This is a genomic window from Mariniflexile sp., from assembly GCF_052728615.1.
This window is the reverse complement of record NZ_JBFVFE010000068.1, coordinates 1-20,734: the sequence shown is the minus strand read 5'-3', so window position 1 is coordinate 20,734 and position 20,734 is coordinate 1. Positions and strand designations below refer to the sequence as shown.

General features: G+C 33.7%; 13 protein-coding genes. 11 read left to right on the top strand and 2 right to left on the bottom strand.

All coding sequences use genetic code 11. The features are described 5' to 3' along the window. Positions 1-165: 165 nt before the first annotated feature. On the bottom strand, positions 166-918 hold the full coding sequence (locus ACU1LP_RS17200; protein ID WP_445736880.1) for a DeoR/GlpR family DNA-binding transcription regulator: 753 nt from the start codon (positions 916-918) through the stop codon (positions 166-168). Positions 919-1,070: 152 nt separating this feature from the next. Between ACU1LP_RS17200 and ACU1LP_RS17195 the strand changes: the two genes are divergently transcribed. From ACU1LP_RS17195 to ACU1LP_RS17145, 11 genes are all read left to right on the top strand, one after another. Next, a complete protein-coding gene (locus ACU1LP_RS17195) occupies positions 1,071-2,633 on the top strand; it encodes an FAD-dependent oxidoreductase (RefSeq protein ID WP_445736879.1) in 1,563 nt (520 codons plus the stop codon). Positions 2,634-2,751: 118 nt separating this feature from the next. Then, positions 2,752-4,251: a glycerol kinase GlpK gene (gene glpK, locus ACU1LP_RS17190; protein WP_445736878.1), complete on the top strand. Its 1,500-nt coding sequence runs from the start codon at positions 2,752-2,754 to the stop codon at positions 4,249-4,251. A gap of 5 nt (positions 4,252-4,256) precedes the next feature. After that, positions 4,257-4,985 carry an MIP/aquaporin family protein gene (locus ACU1LP_RS17185; protein WP_445736877.1) on the top strand — a complete coding sequence of 243 codons (729 nt, stop codon included), beginning with the start codon at positions 4,257-4,259 and terminating at the stop codon, positions 4,983-4,985. A 340-nt stretch (positions 4,986-5,325) separates the two neighbouring features. Continuing rightward, positions 5,326-8,628 carry a SusC/RagA family TonB-linked outer membrane protein gene (locus ACU1LP_RS17180; RefSeq protein WP_445736876.1) on the top strand — a complete coding sequence of 1,101 codons (3,303 nt, stop codon included), beginning with the start codon at positions 5,326-5,328 and terminating at the stop codon, positions 8,626-8,628. A gap of 11 nt (positions 8,629-8,639) precedes the next feature. Further along, positions 8,640-10,214, top strand: coding sequence for a SusD/RagB family nutrient-binding outer membrane lipoprotein (locus ACU1LP_RS17175; protein ID WP_445734098.1), 1,575 nt, complete (start codon positions 8,640-8,642; stop codon positions 10,212-10,214). A gap of 21 nt (positions 10,215-10,235) precedes the next feature. Next, on the top strand, positions 10,236-11,468 hold the full coding sequence (locus tag ACU1LP_RS17170) for a BACON domain-containing protein (RefSeq protein ID WP_445734097.1): 1,233 nt from the start codon (positions 10,236-10,238) through the stop codon (positions 11,466-11,468). A gap of 14 nt (positions 11,469-11,482) precedes the next feature. Next, positions 11,483-13,468, top strand: a complete 1,986-nt coding sequence (locus ACU1LP_RS17165) for a calcineurin-like phosphoesterase C-terminal domain-containing protein (RefSeq protein WP_445734096.1) — start codon at positions 11,483-11,485, stop codon at positions 13,466-13,468. Positions 13,469-13,621: 153 nt separating this feature from the next. Next, positions 13,622-15,370: a lamin tail domain-containing protein gene (locus tag ACU1LP_RS17160; protein WP_445734095.1), complete on the top strand. Its 1,749-nt coding sequence runs from the start codon at positions 13,622-13,624 to the stop codon at positions 15,368-15,370. Positions 15,371-15,609: 239 nt separating this feature from the next. Next, positions 15,610-17,193 carry a calcineurin-like phosphoesterase C-terminal domain-containing protein gene (locus tag ACU1LP_RS17155; protein WP_445736875.1) on the top strand — a complete coding sequence of 528 codons (1,584 nt, stop codon included), beginning with the start codon at positions 15,610-15,612 and terminating at the stop codon, positions 17,191-17,193. Positions 17,194-17,213: 20 nt separating this feature from the next. Continuing rightward, positions 17,214-19,181 carry a glycoside hydrolase family 97 protein gene (locus ACU1LP_RS17150; protein ID WP_445736874.1) on the top strand — a complete coding sequence of 656 codons (1,968 nt, stop codon included), beginning with the start codon at positions 17,214-17,216 and terminating at the stop codon, positions 19,179-19,181. 37 nt (positions 19,182-19,218) lie between these two features. Then, positions 19,219-20,028 (top strand): glycerophosphodiester phosphodiesterase family protein, encoded by an 810-nt coding sequence (locus ACU1LP_RS17145; protein WP_445736873.1) that lies wholly within the window; start codon positions 19,219-19,221, stop codon positions 20,026-20,028. A 127-nt stretch (positions 20,029-20,155) separates the two neighbouring features. On the opposite strand, the gene ACU1LP_RS17140 is transcribed toward ACU1LP_RS17145, so the two are convergent. After that, the coding region (locus tag ACU1LP_RS17140; RefSeq protein ID WP_445736872.1) for an IS1595 family transposase at positions 20,156-20,734 on the bottom strand (579 nt) is incomplete at its 5' end.

The following is a 20,734-nucleotide window of genomic DNA, read 5'->3' as shown; positions in this document are numbered from 1 at the left end:
TCGTGAAAATTCGTGCGATTCGTGGCAAAATTTTTAGAAGCTAAAGCGAGATGCACTAAAGTACATAGTTTTAACTCAATTTGAGACCAATAAAATACGGATATAGACATCAATTAACCATAAATACTTCCTGTACAAAACCATATTTAAAAAATAAAATTAGTCTCAAACTATCGTCACGACAACCCCTTTTTCCTCTAACCTTTTCTTGATTATGGGAGAAATTTCTTTATCAGTAATAATTTCATTGATAGCATTCAAATCGCAAATCTTAGCAAAACTTTTTTTGCCAAATTTTGAAGAATCGGCCAATACAATAATTTTTTGAGCTGATGCCAACATTTTTTGGTTCAATTGTGCCTCTTCTAAATTAGTTGTGGATAAACCATAATCCAAATCTATACCATCAACTCCTAAAAAAAGTTTACTGCAGGATACGTTATCTAAAATTTGGGCTGCATAGGCCCCAATTACTGAGGCAGAACTGTGCCGTACATAGCCTCCAAGTTGCAATATTTCTATGTTTTTATCATGAATTAAATGCAACACAACATAGAGTGATGAAGTAATGACAGTGAGTTTGTTTTTTGGTTTTATACATTTTGAAAGTGCTTGAACAGTGGTGCCTGAAGCAATCATTATAGAGTCATTTTCAACAATACGTGTTGCTGCTAGTTTGGCAATACCATTTTTTTCTTCAACATATATTTTTTCCTTTTCTAAAACTGCTTTTTCATTAATATAAGGATTCTCTAAAGATGCTCCTCCATGAGTTCTAAATAACAAACCTTTTTCCTCTAAAAATTTTAAATCTTTCCGTATGGTAACAGCTGATACGCTTAATTCTTCGCATATATCTAACACTTCAATGTGTTTCTCTTTGGCCAAAATATTTAAGATGGTTTCGTGTCTTATCATAATTACAAATATAATAAAGCGAAAGGAAAAGAAGTTAAATTACGACATTTTAATTATTAACAGCAAAAATGCATTTCGTTTTATTTCGTTTTAAAAAAAATATTAATATATTTGAAATTAAATAAAGTTAATTGTTACTAAAACGAATCCATTTGTTTGAGAGAAAAATATTGATTAAGCAGTTAAAACAGCATTCTAACTGGGATGTAATAATTATTGGCGGCGGCGCTTCAGGATTAGGCATTGCGCTAGATAGTGCAACACGCGGGTTTAAAACACTTCTGTTGGAACAAGTGGATTTTGCAAAGGGAACTTCAAGCAGGAGCACAAAATTGCTTCACGGTGGGGTTCGCTACTTGGCACAAGGCAACATTGATTTAGTAAAGGAAGCTTTGTACGAAAGAGGTTTGCTGTTGAAGAATGCCCCCCATTTAGCAAGTAACCAGTCGTTTATAATTCCAAATTATGGTTGGTTTGAAACGATTAAATATACCATCGGGCTAAAAATTTACGATGCTTTGGCGGGTAAATTGAGTTTTGGCAAATCGATTCGAATCAATAAAAAAGAAACCCTTTCAAGATTAAGTACTATTAAAAACGGAAGTCTTAAGGGTGGTGTTGTATATCATGATGGTCAATTTGATGATGCCAGATTAGCCGTAAATATTGCACAAACGGCTATAGAGCATGGAGCGACTGTTTTAAATCATTTTAAAGTAAATCAGCTAACTAAAAATAACAAAGGCGTAGTAAATGGCGTTGTAGCAGAAGATACAGAAACAAAAGTTTCTTATACTTTAAAAACTAAAGTTGTTATAAACGCCACAGGTGTTTTTACTGATGAAATTTTGAAAATGGATAATGCAGAGTCTAAAAACATTGTGCGCCCCAGTCAGGGAATTCATTTGGTTTTAGATAAATCATTTTTACCGGGAAATGATGCGATTATGATTCCAAAAACCAACGATGGTAGGGTGTTATTTTTAGTGCCATGGCATAATAAAGTGGTGGTTGGTACCACAGATACGTTACTTGATAGTCACAGTTTAGAGCCTAAAGCTTTAGATACTGAAGTAGATTTCATCATTAATACTGCAAACAGTTATCTAACAAAAACGGTAAGTAAAGCCGATGTGCTGAGCATTTTTGCAGGATTAAGACCATTGGCAGCTCCAACGGATAAGTCTGAAAAAACCAAAGAAATTTCAAGAAGCCATAAAATTATTGTTTCAAATTCTGAATTAATAACCATTACTGGAGGTAAATGGACCACTTACAGAAGAATGGCTCAAGACACCATAAATAAAGCTATTTCAATTGGGAAATTAGAAAGTAAACCATGTAAAACTAAAGATGTGAAAATTCATGGTGCTATTGATTCTATTGATAAAACACAGCATCAATATATTTATGGAAGCGATAAGGCTGCTATTCAAGAATTAATTAGAGAAACTCCAGAATTAGGGGATACATTACATCCACGACTTCCCTATACCAAAGCAGAAATTATTTGGGCAATTCGATATGAAATGGCAAGAACTGTTGAAGATATTTTGGCAAGACGTGTTCGTACCTTGTTTTTAGATGCCAGAGCTACATTAGAAATAATTCCTATGGTAGCCAAAATATTAGCAAATGAATTAGATAAGGATACTATATGGGAATTACAGCAAATTAACGACTGTACCAAAATAGCCAATCAATATGTATTGTAAATAAAGTTAAGACGTTTGTCGTGGAAGTGTTAAGTTGAAGTTCTCTAACAGCTTAACAACAAACGACTAAACAACAAACAACATACAACCAACCACTAAATAACTAAAACTAATTACTATGGAAAAATATATACTTGCCCTAGACCAAGGAACGACCAGTTCCCGAGCTATTGTTTTCGATAAAAAAGGAAGCATCGTATCTGTAGCTCAAAAAGAATTTACCCAATATTTTCCAAAACCGGGTTGGGTGGAACATGATCCTAATGAAATTTGGTCAACCCAAGCTGGTGTTGCTGCCGAAGCGATTGCTAAAAAAGGGTTAAATGTTGAAAACATTGCGGCTATTGGAATCACCAATCAACGGGAAACGGTTGTTGTATGGGACAAAAATACAGGTAAACCCATTTATAACGCTATTGTTTGGCAAGATAAAAGAACAGCTGACTATTGCGATGAACTCAAAAAACAAGGTAAAAGTGATTTAATAAGAGAAAAAACAGGCTTAGTAATTGATGCCTATTTTTCTGGAACCAAAGTAAAATGGATTTTAGATCATGTAGAAGGTGCAAGGAAAAAAGCCGAAGCAGGTGATTTAATTTTAGGAACTATCGATACATGGTTGATATGGAACTTTACAAAAGGAGATAAACATGTAACCGATGTATCCAATGCATCTAGAACTTTATTGTTCAATATAAATACCATGGATTGGGATGATGAACTATTGGAATTGCTCACCATTCCAAAAAGTATGTTGCCAGAAGTTAAGCAGTCTAGTGAAGTATATGGTCATACAAAATCGACTTTTTATGATGCTAATATTCCTATTTCAGGAATAGCAGGAGATCAACAAGCTGCTTTATTCGGGCAAATGTGTACCAAACCGGGGATGGTGAAAAACACCTATGGTACCGGTTGTTTTATGCTTATGAATATTGGTGATAAACCCATTGTGTCAAAAAATAATTTATTAACCACCGTGGCATGGAAAATTAATGGCAAAACACAATATGCATTAGAAGGTAGTATTTTTATTGCCGGAGCTGTGGTACAGTGGTTGCGTGATAGTTTAAAAATTATAAGAACATCATCCGATGTTGAAAAACTGGCGGGTTCTGTTAAAAGTTCAGATGGTGTTTATTTTGTGCCTGCTTTTGCAGGTTTAGGAGCGCCACATTGGAACCAACATGCACAAGGAACGATTTTTGGATTAACCAGAGGCAGCACAGATGCCCACATAGCGCGTGCAGCCATTGAATCTATCGCTTACCAAACCATGGATGTTTTAAAAGCTATGGAAGCCGATTCTGGTATTTCAATAAAAGAATTACGGGTAGATGGTGGAGCTACGGTAAATAATACACTCATGCAATTTCAGGCAGATGTGTTGAATACCGTAACCGTGCGTCCTAAAGTGGTTGAAACCACGGCTATGGGTGCTGCTTTCTTAGCAGGATTAGCAGTTGGTTTTTGGGAAAACGCTGAAGAAATTCAAGAAATATGGCAAACAGATAAAAGCTATAATCCTACTACAGAAAGAGATGTTATAGAAAAAGAAATTAAAGGTTGGTACAAAGCTATAGATGCTTTAGAATATTGGACTAAAACTAAAATCTAAAAATTATGACTCCATTTATAGCAGAAATTATAGGAACAGCTTTATTGATTTTATTAGGAGGCGGTGTAGTTGCCAATGTAGTTTTGAACAAAACGATTGGCAATAACAGTGGTTGGATCGTCATAACAGCAGGTTGGGCGTTAGCAGTGTATGTGGCGGTTGTTGTAGCAGGTCCTTACAGTGGTGCGCACATCAATCCAGCTGTTAGTATTGGTTTAGCAATTGCAGGTAAATTTCCTTGGGAATCTGTACCTTCTTATATTTTAGCACAAATGATTGGCGCTATGTTAGGGTCTTCAATGGTTTGGTTGGTTTATAAAAATCATTTTGAGGCTACTGAAGATGCTGATACAAAAAAAGCTGTTTTTTGCACAGCTCCGGCAATTCGGAATACCTTTTCAAATTTAATTAGTGAAATAGTGGGTACTTTTGTATTGATTTTCACCATCCTGTATTTTACAAATGCAACCATTAATGATACACAAACCATTATAGGCTTAGGTTCATTAGGAGCAGTGCCTGTGGCTTTTTTAGTTTGGGCTATCGGGTTATCGTTAGGTGGTACAACAGGTTATGCCATTAATCCTGCAAGAGATTTAGGACCACGAATTATGCATGCCATTTTGCCAATAAAAAATAAAGCTTCGAGTGACTGGAGCTATTCATGGGTTCCTGTTGTGGGCCCAATTATTGGTGCTTCATTAGCTGCTTTATTGATGGTGGGGTTGTCATAAACTGGAAGTGACTTCAAACTTCTTAGAATAATTAAATTAAAATTCAGAATAATTTATAACCACAAAATGGAGAATTATAAATTATATTGTTTCATATTATTTCAAATTGCTTTGTTTTAATGATAAAATTATATATATTTGAAATATATAATTAATTTTGAAACATATTTATATTATTTGAAACAAACATTTATTGTTAAAAAATTTGTTTGAGAGTATTGTTGATTAGTTAATGCTTAATAACAACTAGATAATATAAGGTTAACGATATATTAAAGTCAACATGAGATTGTAAAAATATATTTGCACAAAAATTATTAATAACCCAACTAACTATAATATGAAAAAAAACATCCGCTTGATCACCTTAATGATGTTATTTACTCTAACATCAATTATGCATGGCCAATCTATATCAGGTAAGATACTGGCAGATGGAATTCCATTGCTTGGAGCTACAATAATTGAAGAAGGAACTAACAACGGAGTTGTTTCTGATTTTGATGGAAATTTCACTATAAAAACACAAAAATCTAAAGTCAATTTAAAAATTTCTTTTGTAGGATTTAAAACACAGGTTGTTGCGGCAGCATCCGGAGTATTTTTAGAGACTACAATGTTACAGGACGAAAACTTACTAAACGAAGTAGTCGTTACAGCATTAAATATAAGTAGGGAAGAAAAATCCTTAGGCTATTCAATTGCTAAAGTAGATGGTGAAGATATTACCAAAGCTGTTTATGGAAACTGGTTAAATGGTATGGCTGGAAAAGTTGCCGGTCTTACATTTACACAGGCAGGCTCAGGGCCAAGTGGTTCTATTCGTGTAACTCTTCGTGGCGACCAGTCTTTGAATTATGGTAGTAATGAAGCGCTCTTTGTAATTGATGGAATTCCTGTTAACTCAGGAATGACAGCTACAAATAATGTTAGTAATTATGCACAAGCCGACGCTCCAGTAGATTTTGGTGATGGTATGAGTGATATCAATCCCGATGATATAGCTTCCGTGTCAGTTCTTAAAGGTCCTGCCGCTGCGGCACTTTACGGATCACGGGCAGCAAACGGTGCCATTATAATAACGACTAAAAGTGGAAAAAAAGGTAAAGGCCTCGGAATTTCAGTAAATTCTTCAACCACTTTCGACGTGGCTGGTTATTTTCCAGATTTTCAAACAGAATATGGTAATGGATCAGATTTAGGAGAAAACGATTATTCTTTATGGGAACTAACTCCAGAAATGTCTGAAGATGGTGTAGCCGTTCCAAGACGTTATTCTAGGTTTACATTTGGTGAACGATTTGACCCTAACAAAATGCGTTACCTTTATTCTTCCAAAGATTGGGATACAGGGAATTTCACAAAAAAACCATGGGTTTATCAAGATGATTGGTACACTGGTTTATTTCGCACAGGTGTAACCACCAGTAATACCGTTTCTTTAAGCGGAAGTAATGGTAAAGGAACATCCACGCGTTTTTCGGTTACCGATTTTAGAAATGAATACATTCTGCCAAATACAGGTTTTGATAGAAAAACAATTTCATTATCATTCAGCACACCTCTACATGAAAAAATAAAATTAAATTCAAAAATAAATTATTATAAAAAAACAAGTGATAACATGCCAAGTGGTGGTTATGATGAAACTGGCGTTATGTATAATTTAGCTTGGGGTTTTAATGTTAATAGTATTAATGACTGGAAAGATGAATATTTTAAAGGGCGCTATAATGCTTTAAATTACAATGCCTTGGGAGAAAATGGTAATGGCTTAGTATTTCCATCTTCAAATTCATATAATCCTTACCGTGTATTGTACGAGAATTTAAATACAGAAAACAAAAACAGAGTATTTGGTAGCATGGCTTTAACGTTTGATTTAATGAAAGGTTTAACTTTTGATTTAAAATCTGGTATCGATTTGTCTGACGAATTTAGAACTCAAAGAAGACCTTTTTATACAGCCGATTATGTTAACGGATTTTATAGAGAGCAAACAATTAGAAGAATTGAAAACAACAATGATTTCATGTTACGTTACATAAATAATGATTTAGCTGATGAAAGATTAGACTTTTCAGTTATGGTAGGCGGTAATAATAGAATTAATGAATATTACAACAGTAAAATTACATTAAATTCACTTGGAGAGGAAGGTATTTATACAACAACTAACTTACCTCCGGGCATTATTCCAGATCCAAGTAATTACAGAAGTAAAAAAGTTGTTAATAGTCTATATGGCTTACTTTCTTTAGGCTGGGATAGTACTTATTATGTGGATATCACTGGACGAAATGATTGGTCAAGTACATTATCACGCGGAAATTGGTCTTACTTTTACCCATCGGTAGCAGTTAGTGTTTTAGTAAATCAAATTGCAGATTTTAAAACCAATATTCCTTGGATTGATTTTACTAAGTTAAGATTTTCATGGGCAAATGTAGGTAATGATACATCTCCTTATTCATTAGATCAATATTATGGTACAAGCTCATTTCCTGGCGGTTATTTATTACCAGGAACTATTCCTGATCCATTAATTCAGCCTGAAAATGTTGAAAGTTGGGAAGCAGGAATAGAAGCTAAATTTTTCCAAAATCGAATGTCTTTTGATTTAACTTATTATAATTCATCAACAACCAATCAAATAGTTTCTGTTGATGTTGACCAGATAACAGGAGCAACAGGGTTAAAAATTAATGCTGGCGAAATTTCAAATAATGGTATCGAAGTTTCAGCAACATTTGTTCCTATTAGAACTCAAAACTTTGAATGGTCTTTTGATGCAAATTGGGCTAAAAACAATAATAAATTAGTAAGTTTACAAGATGGCTGGGATCCTAATGAACCGCTACAAACAGATATGGGAACGACCATTGGTAGCAGAGTTTTTGTTTATTCATACGTTGGGCAAGAAATGCACGTAATTTATGGTAGAGGTTATCAAAGAGCTCCAGAAGGATCTACATACACAGATGGAGACGGTAATCAAATTGATGCATCGGGTATGGACCTTGTTAATTCAGATGGGTATCCAATTCTTGATGAATCGCCTGATCGTAGAATAGGTAATGTAAACCCAGATTGGACCGCAGGAATGGTACAGCGATTTAGATATAAAAACTTATCTTTATCTGCGGCATTTACAGGTCAAATGGGTGGAAACACCTATTCTGTAACAAACTTTGCGCTTTCCTATCAAGGGAAGCTCAAAAATTCTTTGGAAGGAAGAAATGATGGTCTTGTTCATCAAGGTGTAAATGCAGTTCAAAATACTGACGGAACAACAAGTTATACCAAAAATAATACGGTTACTAAAAGTATTGACACCTACTACAGCTCGTATGTTTGGAATCGTAATAACACCGAAGCTAATACTTTCGATACTTCATTTATTAAGCTAAAAGAAGTGCGATTAGATTATAAATTCTCTGAAAAAGTTTTAAAAAAGAATATAGGTTTTATTCAAGGGCTTAATATTGGGTTATTTGTAACTAATTTATTTATTATTTCAGATTTCCCACAGTATGATCCTGAAACTGGATTGCTAAATGGATCGGATATTTATCGAGGTATTGAAACGATGTCTTTTCCAAATACACGATCTTATGGTTTCAATGTTAATCTTTCATTTTAAATAATTAAGCAATGAAAAAGTTAAAAATTATATTAGTTATAGGATTATTCACAATGGCAATTTTTGCTTGTACTTCTAATTTTGAAGAAGTAAACACAAATCCTAACACAACAAACCTTGGTGATATTAAAGCCAGCGGTATGTTTGAACCATTACTTTACAACGGAGCAAAACTTTGGGTGAATTACAGCCATTTTTGGAACAATGAGTTGATCCAATTTACAGCATTTACTGGAGGTTCTACACGCCAAGAACACCGCTATTTTATTAGTGATGGAAATTGGGAAAGTGTATGGAGTGCGTACAATAGATATGGAAATAATGTTTCGCACATGTACGATTTAAGTGTGGATCAACAAGATAGATCCTTGGAAGCAATTGCCTTAACTTTAAAGGTAATGTACATGTCAAACATCACAGATATGTTTGGTGATATCCCTTATGCAGAAGCTTATACGGCACGAAAAATTGGCGGTACTACAAAACCAAAATTTGATTCTCAAAAAGAAGTGTATCAACAAATGTTTGCAGACCTAGAAGCTGCAAATAATATATATGCTACTAACCCAACATTTATAAAAACATCTTTAGATGGAATGTATGGTGGTTCCATGCTAAAATGGCAACAATTTAATAACTCACAATATTTAAGATTGTTAATGCGAGTAAGTGGTAGAAGTGAAATGAATGTAGGAGCAAAAATGACAGAAATATTAAATTCTCCAACCAAATATCCAATATTTACTTCAAATGCAGATAATGCTACTGTAATATTCTCTGGAAATGATCCTTATAGAAATCAATTTGCTGAAACAAATGAAAGTACATTTACAAGTTCTGGCAGAAAACTTACAGAACAACTTATAAAAATGACGGTAATTAGTGATGTAAACGGCAATCAAACGTATCAAGACCCTCGTTTAGGAATTATTGGAAAGAAAAATACAAGCACAGCCACTAACCCAAATAATGTTTGGAAAGGTACCATTGCAGGAGTTGCCGAAACTAATCAAAGTGATGCCGATAGAGGTACTTCTTGGTTAAATGCTGCGGTTTTAGCAAGAGCTGAATCTCCTACTACTTATATGGACTTTGCAGAAGTTCAGTTTATTTTAGCAGAAGCTGCATTAAACGGATTCATAACAGGTGGAGCAACCAAGGCTGAAGAATATTATGAAAACGCTTTAAAAGCTTCCGTGGAAAAATGGGCGGAATTTGGAACATTTAGCGAAATTCCGGTTACAGTTACAGAAAGTGATGTTACAACTTTTATAGCTTCCGATTTAGCATCATGGGATAGCAATACAAATAAGAAAGAGCTTATTGGTAACCAAAAATACTTAGCCTTATTTTGGATAGGTATGGAAGCATATCATGAATACCGTCGAACCGGTTATCCCGTTTTAACCATTGGAGAAGGTGCTGTATTTAATGACAGAATTTTGCCAACACGCTTTGCCTACCCTACCACAACTATTGCTACAAATAATGCCAATGCACAAATAGCATTAGATAGAATGGGTGGTAGTAATAATATGAAAACGCCTGTATGGTGGAGCAAACAAGCTATAGATAGTGGTATTTAGAATATTTAAAACAAAAAAGTTATGAAAACAAAAACTATTTATTCCAAAATAAATTTAAAAGTATCCTACATTTTAGCGATACTTTTAATTACTGTTTCTTTTATTTCATGTGATAACGATGATGATGCTCAACTTAAGGCACCATATTTTTCTATTGAAGAAAATCCTACAGGTCTTTCAGCGGGTGTTGCTGGTGTAACAAAAAGCTACGTTGTACGTTCAAATCGTCCTTGGAAGCTCGTTGATCAAGGAAACTCAGAATGGGTTAAAGTATTTCCTGAAGAAGGTAACGACGATGGTATTTTTAAAGTTACCATTAAAGATAATATAACTTTCGATTCACGTATTGCTAATTATGCATTCTTTGTGGATGGAAAAGAACAACCCATCCTATTTCGTGTTGAACAAGAAGCCAATGTTCCTTTCATAAAAATAAATAATGCAACTAATGGAATTTCAGTTCCTTCAGCTAAAACAAGTTTCAATGTTAGCATTACGTCTAATGTTATTTGGACCTATACTATTGAAAATGGTGATTGGTTAACACAAGAATCATTATCTGAAAATTCAATAACATTAAACGCTGCTAAGAATATAGGCGAATTACGTACAGCAACGCTGAACATTAAATCTTCCCAATACCCAAATCTTGATAAACAAATCATCATTAATCAATCTTCAGGGAATATTATTTTAGAAGAAAATTTTGATTGGCTTTCTTATGGAAGTGAAATTTTTTACAACACATCTGGTGAAACAAGAATGGATTCTTGGACAGCAGACGAGTTGAACAGAGGATGGACCAGTACGGTAAGTGCAGTTGCAGGTAATCAAATGGTGGTTTATGGAAGAACAGGGTTTTTGAAATTAGGAAAAACGGGGTATGGAGGCGATTTAATTTCTAGAAAATTATCCTCTTTAGAAGAAACATCGAATTTACTTGTTAAGTTTAAAGCAGTGCCTTATAAAACAGCTGGAGGCACAGAAGATGATAATATTTTGAGACTTAGTGTCGTTGGACCAGGAACAGTTAATATAAGCTCTCTAACTATTGATAATTGGCCAGATTACGCTACCGACCCAGAATGTATAAAAATTTGGCAAAGTGAAGCATCAAATTACCAATTTACGGTTACAGGTGCTACCTCAGAAACTCAGATACGATTTTTGGGAGGTGCTTTTGAATTAGTTGGAGTAGGAAAAGGGAAAAATCGGATTTTCTTAGATAATATTAAGGTAGAAATAACTGAATAAAAAATAAAAAATATATGGATCAGTCGCGAAGAAAATTTATCAAAATTGGTGGTTTAACTACTATTGCTAGCCTAAGTGGCATGGGACTTTTATTTTCCAGTTGTGAAAATGATGACGATATTAAATTTGATGACCTTAATAAACTAGGCATAACAGGAGTTTCAATTCCTACAGTTATCAATGTTGTTAAAAATGGAAATATATTACTTGATGGAAATGGATTTATTGTTGGTGATCAAATTGAATTGATTTCAACTACAGATCCTTCGATAAAATTTTTAAGTTCAATCACAGCCGTAACTCAAGGTACATTTACTTTTACTGCTCCAGAAGGATTTAGCACAAGTAAATTTAATATTTCACTTATTAGAGGAAGCGACACACTTCTATTGGGAGCGACTTTATTTAATTTAATTTTAAACACCAACATTCCAGATATTTCAGGAATGACTGTAAAAGGACTTGTCTATTCTGATGGAAAAGGGATTGCTGGCGTGGTAGTATCCGATGGTATTGAAGTTACCACAACAAATGAAGACGGTATTTATTATCTGCCATCTGTTAAAAAAACTGGATTCGTTTTCATATCCATTCCAGGAAATTATGAAGTTATAAACACTAATAATTCTCCACAATTTTTTAAACGTTTAAGCAAAGACGTTAATTTAATTGAACAAAAGGATTTTTCTTTAATTAGCATAAACAATAATAAACATGTTGTAATTCCAATGGCAGATTGGCATTTAGCAAATCGTAATAACGATATCGATCAATTTAATAATTCAGTATTACCAGATGTTAACGCAACAATTAATAAATATGCCGCAGACGGAACTAAAGTATATATTCTAACTTTAGGAGATATGACTTGGGATGCTTATTGGTACGATAATAATTTCACCTTAAGTGATTATGTACCTTATATGAGTAAACTAAACTCACCAGTTTTTAATTTAATTGGAAACCATGATTATGATCCATATTATGCGAACGATTTTGAAGCTGAAAACAAATATAGAGAGGTTTTAGGACCTACTTACTATTCCTTTAATTTGGGCGATGTACATTATATTGTTTTAGATGATATTGAATATTTGAACACTGGTGGATCTATTGGGACCATAGGTGACCGTAATTACAATTATAATCTTAGTCAAGAGCAAATTACCTGGTTAAATAAAGATTTAGCTGCTATTACCGATAAAAGTACACCTATAGTAGTTGCAATGCACAGTCCGTTATACAGAACACCAAAATTAGATGCAAGCGGCAACCAAACGGATCAGTTATATTTAACTAATGGAAATACATTTGTAAACAGCTTAAAAGACTTTACTAAAGTACATGTATTAAGTGGTCATTTACATGTTAATTATAGAGTACAACAAGAAACCAACCTCATGGAACATAATATAGGAGCTATTTGTGCAACCTGGTGGTGGACAGGAAGAAATGGCTATGCCGGAAATCACATCTGTAAAGATGGCAGCCCAGGTGGTTATGGCATTTGGAAAATGGATGGGAAAAATTTAAAATGGAGTTATAAAAGTATTGGCTTTGATGAAAATTATCAATTTCGTTCCTACGATTTAAATAAAGTTCATATTACAGCAGCTAATTTTGCCCCCAATTCAACAAACGCTGCTCTTGCTCCATATACAGAAAATTATGCAACGCCTAATTCTGGAAATCAAGTACTAATAAACGTTTGGGGTTATGAAAAAGAATGGAAAGTTGTTGTAACCGAAAATGGAAATAATCTTAATGTAATAAGAACAACAGCAAAAGATCCTTTACATATAATTTCTTATGACGCTTTGCGAGTAAATGTTGGTGCAACACCCACGGATGCCTTTGTTACAGATAACACGTCTCATCTATTTAAGGTGTCAGCATCTGGGCCTGCTACGACTTTAGAAATTAAAGTTACAGATAGTTTTGGAAACATTTTTACTGAAAGCATGGTACGACCTAAAGCTTTTTCGTATTCAACTATTTAACTAGTTTTAATGAACGGTAATGCTCACTTTATTCACAACTACTTTTATATATAATTGTGAATAAAGTGAATATTCCTTTCGTTAAATGTAGAGTAGTAATATCTTAAAATATTAAAGTTTAATTATATTAATTTCTAATAAATACCAAAAATTATGAAAAACTATTACATTTTATTTATGATGATTATCATGACAAGTTTATCTTATGGGCAAATTTTTATAACTGAAATTGCAGACCCTGAGGATGCAACAACATGTAGATTTGTTGAGTTATACAATGCAGGCGCCACTGCGGTAGATTTAGCTGCGGCTGGGTATAAAATTCAAAGATATACAAACGATAGTACCACACCTCAAACTGCTGTACCTTTAACAGGAACAATCGCTGCAGGAGGCTTTTTTATTATTAGCAGAAGTGGGTTTCAAAATTGTTTTGGGTTTGCTCCCGATTTGATACTTCCTTCTGGTACTGTTGCTGATGGGAACGGAGATGATAAAATACAATTATTAAATAACGTAGACGCAGTTGTTGATATTTTTGGAGTAGTTGGAGAACTTAGTGCAGGCACTTGCCATTGGCATCAAGATGGTAGAGCGGAAAGAATTGCAACCGTAACAACTGGAAATAATGGTGTATGGAATGAAGCTAAATGGAATGTTACTGGTCTTTCAGCAACAACGCCTGTAGGATGTACAAATCATACAAACGCTTCAGTTAAAACTACGGACGGGGTGTTTGATCCGGGAGCTTGGATTGGAGCTCCTGTAACCAATACAGTTGTGTCTTTAACTACTGTTGAAAACAGCGTTTCCGAGAATGTAGGTACTGTTGATGTTTGTGTGTCAATTACAAACCCAGCTGCTGGAGTAGCAACATCTGTTGAATTAGTATTAAGCGCATCAAGTACGGCGATTAATGGCACCGATTATGCTTCCATAACGTTTCCTTACGTGTTAACGTTTCCTGCTGGTAGTACTTCCGATCAATGCTTGACAATTACAATAATCAATGATTCCGATGTTGAGCCTTTAGAAAATATTGTATTCGAATTACAAAACCCAAGTGGAGGGAATTCTGCTGCTTTGGGTACTATAATTATGCATACGTTATCAATAGAACCTAGTGATTTAAATGTGCCAAATGTTGGAGATATCATAGTTACTGAAATAATGCAAAACCCTGATAAAGTTTCGGATGCAAATGGAGAATGGTTTGAAGTACATAATATTACAACAGCACCAATTGATATGAATGGTTGGAAACTTACCGACCACAATAGTAGTAGTTACTTAAATAATACTATAGGCACAACCATTGTACCTGCTGGAGGCTATCTTGTTTTATCAACAAATGGTGATAGTTCAACAAACGGCAATATACCAGTTGTAAATTATGATTTTGGTGGTAGTGGAACGGGTCTAGGAAATGCTTTAGGCAGCATCGTTTTAACAGCAGAAAATACAGAAATTGATAGAGTAGATTGGACAAATTCTGGATCCTTTCCCGTGCCTACTGGAGCCAGTATGGAGTTATCAACTACAGCATATAATAGTGTTTTAAATGATAACGGTGCTAATTGGGGACTTGGAACAACAGCTTACGGAGATGGAGATTTAGGAACACCAGGTACTGTAAATGATTTTACATTAGCTGTTAATTTAAATGAAATTGAAGGCTTTGAAGTTTATCCAAATCCTGTTAATACGGGAGTATTTAGAATAAATTCTTCAAGTAAAACATACAAATCTATTTATTTATACGATGTACAGGGTAAAAAAGTATTTAGCAGTGTAATTGAAAACAATGGTTTCATTAATGTTTCTAGTTTAAAACCTGGATTATACATTTTAAAAGTTGATGAAGAAGGTAATTTAGCAACTCGAAAATTAATTATTAAATAATTTCTAATAGATTTAACCTTTTTATCCAATAAATACACGGAAACTTTAAAACATCATTACTCCTTATTTTTTAGTAGAATAATTTTGCAATAATTAGAATTTGATGTTTTATTGCGTCTGTTTATAGAAAAGTATTAATTCTCACAAGCCTGTTAAAGCTTTATAGTTATCATTTAGTGGTATTCTATAATGAACCTACTTTTCAATTATATATTGGTAAATTTTAAAATAATAGTCAGATGATAAAAACACGTAATACTAATATTTGGAAATATTTTTTAGTTTCAATATGTATGGCAATTTCTTTTAATGGTAATTGCCAAAGTATTGCTAAAGGTTCTATCTATCTCGATAAAAACGAAAACGGCAAAAAGAATAATGATGAAAAAGGGCTTAAAGATATAGCAGTAACCAACGGAAAAGATGTTGTACTCACAGATATTTTAGGAAATTATGAATTACCAATAAGTGATGATGATATCATATTTATTATTAAGCCTTCAGGATATCGTATTTCAAATGGAAATAATGAAGATTCGAAATTTTATTATATTCACAAGCCTAACGGATCGCCGAATGCCCAGTATACAGGTGTTCAACCTACAGGAAAACTACCAGAATACATTAATTTCGGTTTAGTTCAACAGGAAGAAAATGAAAGTTTTACTGCATTATTATTTGGTGATCCTCAACCGCGTAACATTGAAGAACTGAACTATTTTGAAAAAAGTGTTATTCAAGATATTGATAAAAAAAATAATATCGCTTTTGGTATAAGTCTTGGAGACCTCGTTTGGAATGACTTGGAGTTATTCGAACCTTATAAAAAATCGATAGCGAAGTTGAACATTAAGTGGTATGATGTTATGGGAAACCATGATATGAATCTAGATGCAATCAAAGATGAACTTTCCGACGAAACATTCGAAGCTCATTTTGGCCCCTCCACCTACTCCTATAATTATGCAAAAACGCATGTAATCATTCTTGATGATATTTTATTTCCAGATCCTCGCGGTTCCAAAGGTTATTGGGGTGGTTTCACCAAAAAACAACTAAAATTCATTGAAAACAACCTTAAACATGTATCTAAAGATCATCTTATAGTCCTTGCTTTTCATATTCCCCTAAGTGAGCCTGGTGAAGATAACTTTAGAGAGAAAGACAGGGAAAAACTATTTGAATTACTTAAAGATTTTCCATATACATTATCACTTTCGGCACATACACATATTCAAAGACAAGATTTCTTTGATACTGAAAATGGTTGGAAGGGAGAAGGAATTCACCATCACTTTAATGTTGGCACAACCAGTGGTGATTGGAATTCTGGGGTATTAATTAATGGAGCTCCCAAGGCTGAAATGCGTGATGGAACGCCAAGAGGTTACGCTTTCTTGAAGATTAAAGGCAATCAGTACTCCATAGATTATAAATCTGTTGGTAAACCATTAGAATACCAGATGCGGTTATTCATTCCAAACGTAATGGCTAAAGATGTGAATACCAAAGCTGGTTTATATGCCAATTTTTTTATGGGTTCAAAAAAAGATGACTTACTTTTTAGAATTGACGGTGGGGAATGGAATGCAATGAAATATTTAGAAGATCATGATCCTATATATGCAAATATGGTATATGACTGGGATCTTTCAGAAGTTTTAATGAATGGAATACGACCATCAAACCCTATAAACAGCAAACATTTATGGTTCACAAGATTACCAACTAAACTTGAAGCAGGTATTCATGAAGTGGAAGTTAAAGCGACCGATATGTTTGGCAAAGTTCACACTGCAAGAGGTAGCTATCGACTTGAATAAAATTATAAACTTAATTAATCATGAAAAAAGCACTTTACCTTATATGCCTCATTTCATTTATTTCATTATCTCAAAATAATATCAAACTTAAATCACCAGATGGAAAAATTGAATTTCAATTTAATTTTAAAAAAGATGCTCCTTACTACAATGTTAAATTTGGTAATCAGCTACTTATTGACAACTCACCTCTTGGATTAATTTTTAATGATACCGAGCTTCAAAAAAACCTCAAAATTAGTAAACCACAATTTAAAGTAGTTGATACAACCTATCAATTATTAGTGGGCAAAACTAAAATAGTAAGAAACCATTATAAAGAAGTGATTTTACCATTGACAAATGAGGATGGAAAAAAGATAAATATCGTAGTTCGTGCTTTTAATGATGGCATAGGGTTTCGTTATGAAATTCCAAAGCAAAAAAATTGGGAATCTTATATCATGACAGATGAAAAAAGCAGTTTCAATATAGCAGAAAATCCAACAGTTTATACCTTATTTTGGAATAATTACAACAATGATCATGAAGGTTTATACAATATTTTGCCATATAAGGAAATTGTCCCTGACACTTTAATGGATATGCCTACCCTATTTGAGTTTCCTAACAAAACCTACATGGCAATTACAGAAGCCAATTTGAGGAATTATGCTGGCATGTATTTAAAAAAACAAGACAACCGTTTAATAAGCCAACTTTCACCCAAACAAGGTCAAACCAAAATAAAAGTAGAAGCAACGTTGCCGCACCAAAGTCCTTGGCGTGTCATTTTGGTAAGTGACCACATTGGAGGTTTGATAGAAAGCAATATAATCACGAGCTTAAATGAACCCTCAAAAATTGAAGACACTTCATGGATTAAGCCTGGGAAAACATCGTTTCATTGGTGGAATGGCGACATTATACCCGACACTACTTTTGCTCCTGGTATAAATTATAAAACCAATAAATATTATATTGATTTCTGCGCCCGTAACAATATACCCTATCACGCTGTAATTGGTTATGGTGGCGTGGCGTGGTATAAAAGCGACGCTGCAGGTTACGCTGTAGTAGGTCCAACAACCGATGTAACAAAACCTGTAGCAAGTTTGGATATGCAAAAAGTTTGTGATTATGCAAAAGAAAAAGGTGTTTCTATTAATGTTTGGGTACATTGGGAAGCCCTGTACCCACAATTGGAAGAAGCTTTCACACAATTCGAAAAATGGGGAGTGAAGGGAATGATGGTCGATTTTATTAATCGCGACGATCAAGACATGGTAAATATTATGGAAGATATTTTACAAAGTGCCGCGAAGCATAAATTGTATATTCAATTTCATGGCTCCTTCAAACCAACGGGCTTGCACAGAACGTATCCAAATGAATTTACTAGAGAGGGTACTTATAATTATGAACAAAATAAATGGCGCAAAACGGCCATAACGCCTGAACATGATTTAAATATTGTATTTACCAGAATGTTAGCTGGCTCTACAGATTATCATCTAGGTGGCTTTAGAGCCGTTTTACCAGAAAATTTCAAAACCCAATACACAAGACCTCTAATGAGTGGCACAAGAACCCACATGATGGCCATGTACGTCGTACTTGAAAGCTACTTAAGTATGTTTGCTGATTATCCTGAAGCCTATGAAGGAGAACTCGGATTTGAATTTATACAAAATGTACCAACAACTTGGGACGAAACTGTAGTTCCATCTGCAAAATTGCAAGAATATGTGGTTATAGCACGTAGAAAAGGAAACAAATGGTACGTTGGAGCTATAAATAATTCCCATGCAAAATCAGTAAGTATTTCTTTGGATTTTTTAAATAAAAATAAACAATATACAGCTGCAATTTATCAGGATTCTAAAAAATTCGACACAAATCCAAATCACTTAGAGATAACAAACAAAATTTTAAAAAAAGGCGATAACTTCATGTTTGATATGACAAAAGGAGGTGGTATGGTAATGGAGATTGTACCGACTGATTAATATATTTATTGTACTTTATAACTATAAAATAAAATTTATGAAAAAATCAATATGTTTATTATCAGCCATTTTATTGTTGGCTTGTCCTCAAATAGAAAACAAACAAGTAAGTACTAGTAATACTAAGAATATAGTAATAGCACACCGCGGTGCTTGGAAAACCAACAACTTACCGCAAAACTCTATAGCATCGCTAAAAGAAGCCATAAAATTAGGATGTTACGGTTCAGAATTTGATGTACATCTTACAAAAGATGATATTATGGTTGTTAATCATGATAAGGATTTTATGGGTATAGATATAGAAACATCTACGTATGAAGAGTTATTAGATAAAAAATTATCTAATGGAGAGAAAATCCCAACGCTTAAAGCCTATTTAGAAGAAGGGCTTAAACAGGATAAAACCAAATTAATTTTGGAAATTAAAACAGCTCCTTCTGGTATCGAAAGAACCTTAAAACTCACTAAAATGGCTGTAGAATTGGTGCATAGTCTTAATGGACAATCCATGGTGGAATACATATGTTTTAATTTTGAAGCAGGAAAATTAGTAAGAGAATTGGACTTGAAAACGCCCATAGCTTATTTAAATGGAGATTTAGCGCCTAAAGATGCAAAACAAGCAGGCTATACAAGTTTAGATTATAATATAAAAATTTATCGAAAAAATCCAGAATGGATAAAAGAAGCTCATAATGAAGGAATAACCATAAATGTGTGGACTGTAAACTCAAATGAAGACATGAAGGAAATGATTAAAAATGGCGTTGATTTTATAACTACCAATGAGCCAGAAAAACTTTTTGAATTAATAAATAACAAAAAAAATGAAGTCAAAAAATAATTTTCTAAAAAGTGTAGTTGTTCTTTCATTCTATTTCTTTTGTTCGCATATAAATGCTCAAACCTATCGAGATGTTTTTGGTTGGGATAACGGTATAAATAACCAATTGAAAAGTTTTTTAAATTGGTTATGTTTTAGAATAATGTGGAATAGTTAATTCTTTGTAATTTTCTTCAATTGATTTATATGTGTTCATTGCCTTTGCGTTTTTAACTATTATCCTTGCTATATCTGCTATTTGTGATCGGGAATTTTTAATCTTCTGCAAGAAGACGAACCAGTTCAGGTAACCGCTTAAATATTTTGTTGATACACCATAGAAAGGTTTCACCCATCTTTCATAAAGATTATCTATCGAGTTTACATGTTGTACATGGTAACACTTGTTTTTAATATGCTTTGATGCAATAAAAGTATGATGTTCTACCTCTTTTTCTTTAGCCCATTTAATTATTGAAGGGTGCGAGTCTGAACAAAGCACGTTTTCAGGTTTTATTAAAGCCCCCATTGTTTTCTCAACGCTTTCGGTATCAATTCTGCCAACTTTAGCTATGCGCATCATTGGGTTGTTGTTTCTGTCTGTAGCAACCATAATAGAGACTTTGTCATTACTCACTCCTCGTTTGGCCTGTCTATCACTAGGTCTTTTATAGGGATTTCTTTCGAGTTCTCTACCCCCTTTATTGTTGATATCAAGCTGTTTGTC

Bases quoted from the DNA above. Each gene is read 5' to 3' on its own strand.
- ACU1LP_RS17200 (WP_445736880.1), bottom strand. From the start codon at position 918: ATGATAAGACACGAAACCATCTTAAATATTTTGGCCAAAGAGAAACAC.
- glpK (WP_445736878.1), top strand. From the start codon at position 2,752: ATGGAAAAATATATACTTGCCCTAGACCAAGGAACGACCAGTTCCCGA.
- ACU1LP_RS17185 (WP_445736877.1), top strand. From the start codon at position 4,257: ATGACTCCATTTATAGCAGAAATTATAGGAACAGCTTTATTGATTTTA.
- ACU1LP_RS17180 (WP_445736876.1), top strand. From the start codon at position 5,326: ATGAAAAAAAACATCCGCTTGATCACCTTAATGATGTTATTTACTCTA.
- ACU1LP_RS17175 (WP_445734098.1), top strand. From the start codon at position 8,640: ATGAAAAAGTTAAAAATTATATTAGTTATAGGATTATTCACAATGGCA.
- ACU1LP_RS17170 (WP_445734097.1), top strand. From the start codon at position 10,236: ATGAAAACAAAAACTATTTATTCCAAAATAAATTTAAAAGTATCCTAC.
- ACU1LP_RS17165 (WP_445734096.1), top strand. From the start codon at position 11,483: ATGGATCAGTCGCGAAGAAAATTTATCAAAATTGGTGGTTTAACTACT.
- ACU1LP_RS17160 (WP_445734095.1), top strand. From the start codon at position 13,622: ATGAAAAACTATTACATTTTATTTATGATGATTATCATGACAAGTTTA.
- ACU1LP_RS17155 (WP_445736875.1), top strand. From the start codon at position 15,610: ATGATAAAAACACGTAATACTAATATTTGGAAATATTTTTTAGTTTCA.
- ACU1LP_RS17150 (WP_445736874.1), top strand. From the start codon at position 17,214: ATGAAAAAAGCACTTTACCTTATATGCCTCATTTCATTTATTTCATTA.
- ACU1LP_RS17145 (WP_445736873.1), top strand. From the start codon at position 19,219: ATGAAAAAATCAATATGTTTATTATCAGCCATTTTATTGTTGGCTTGT.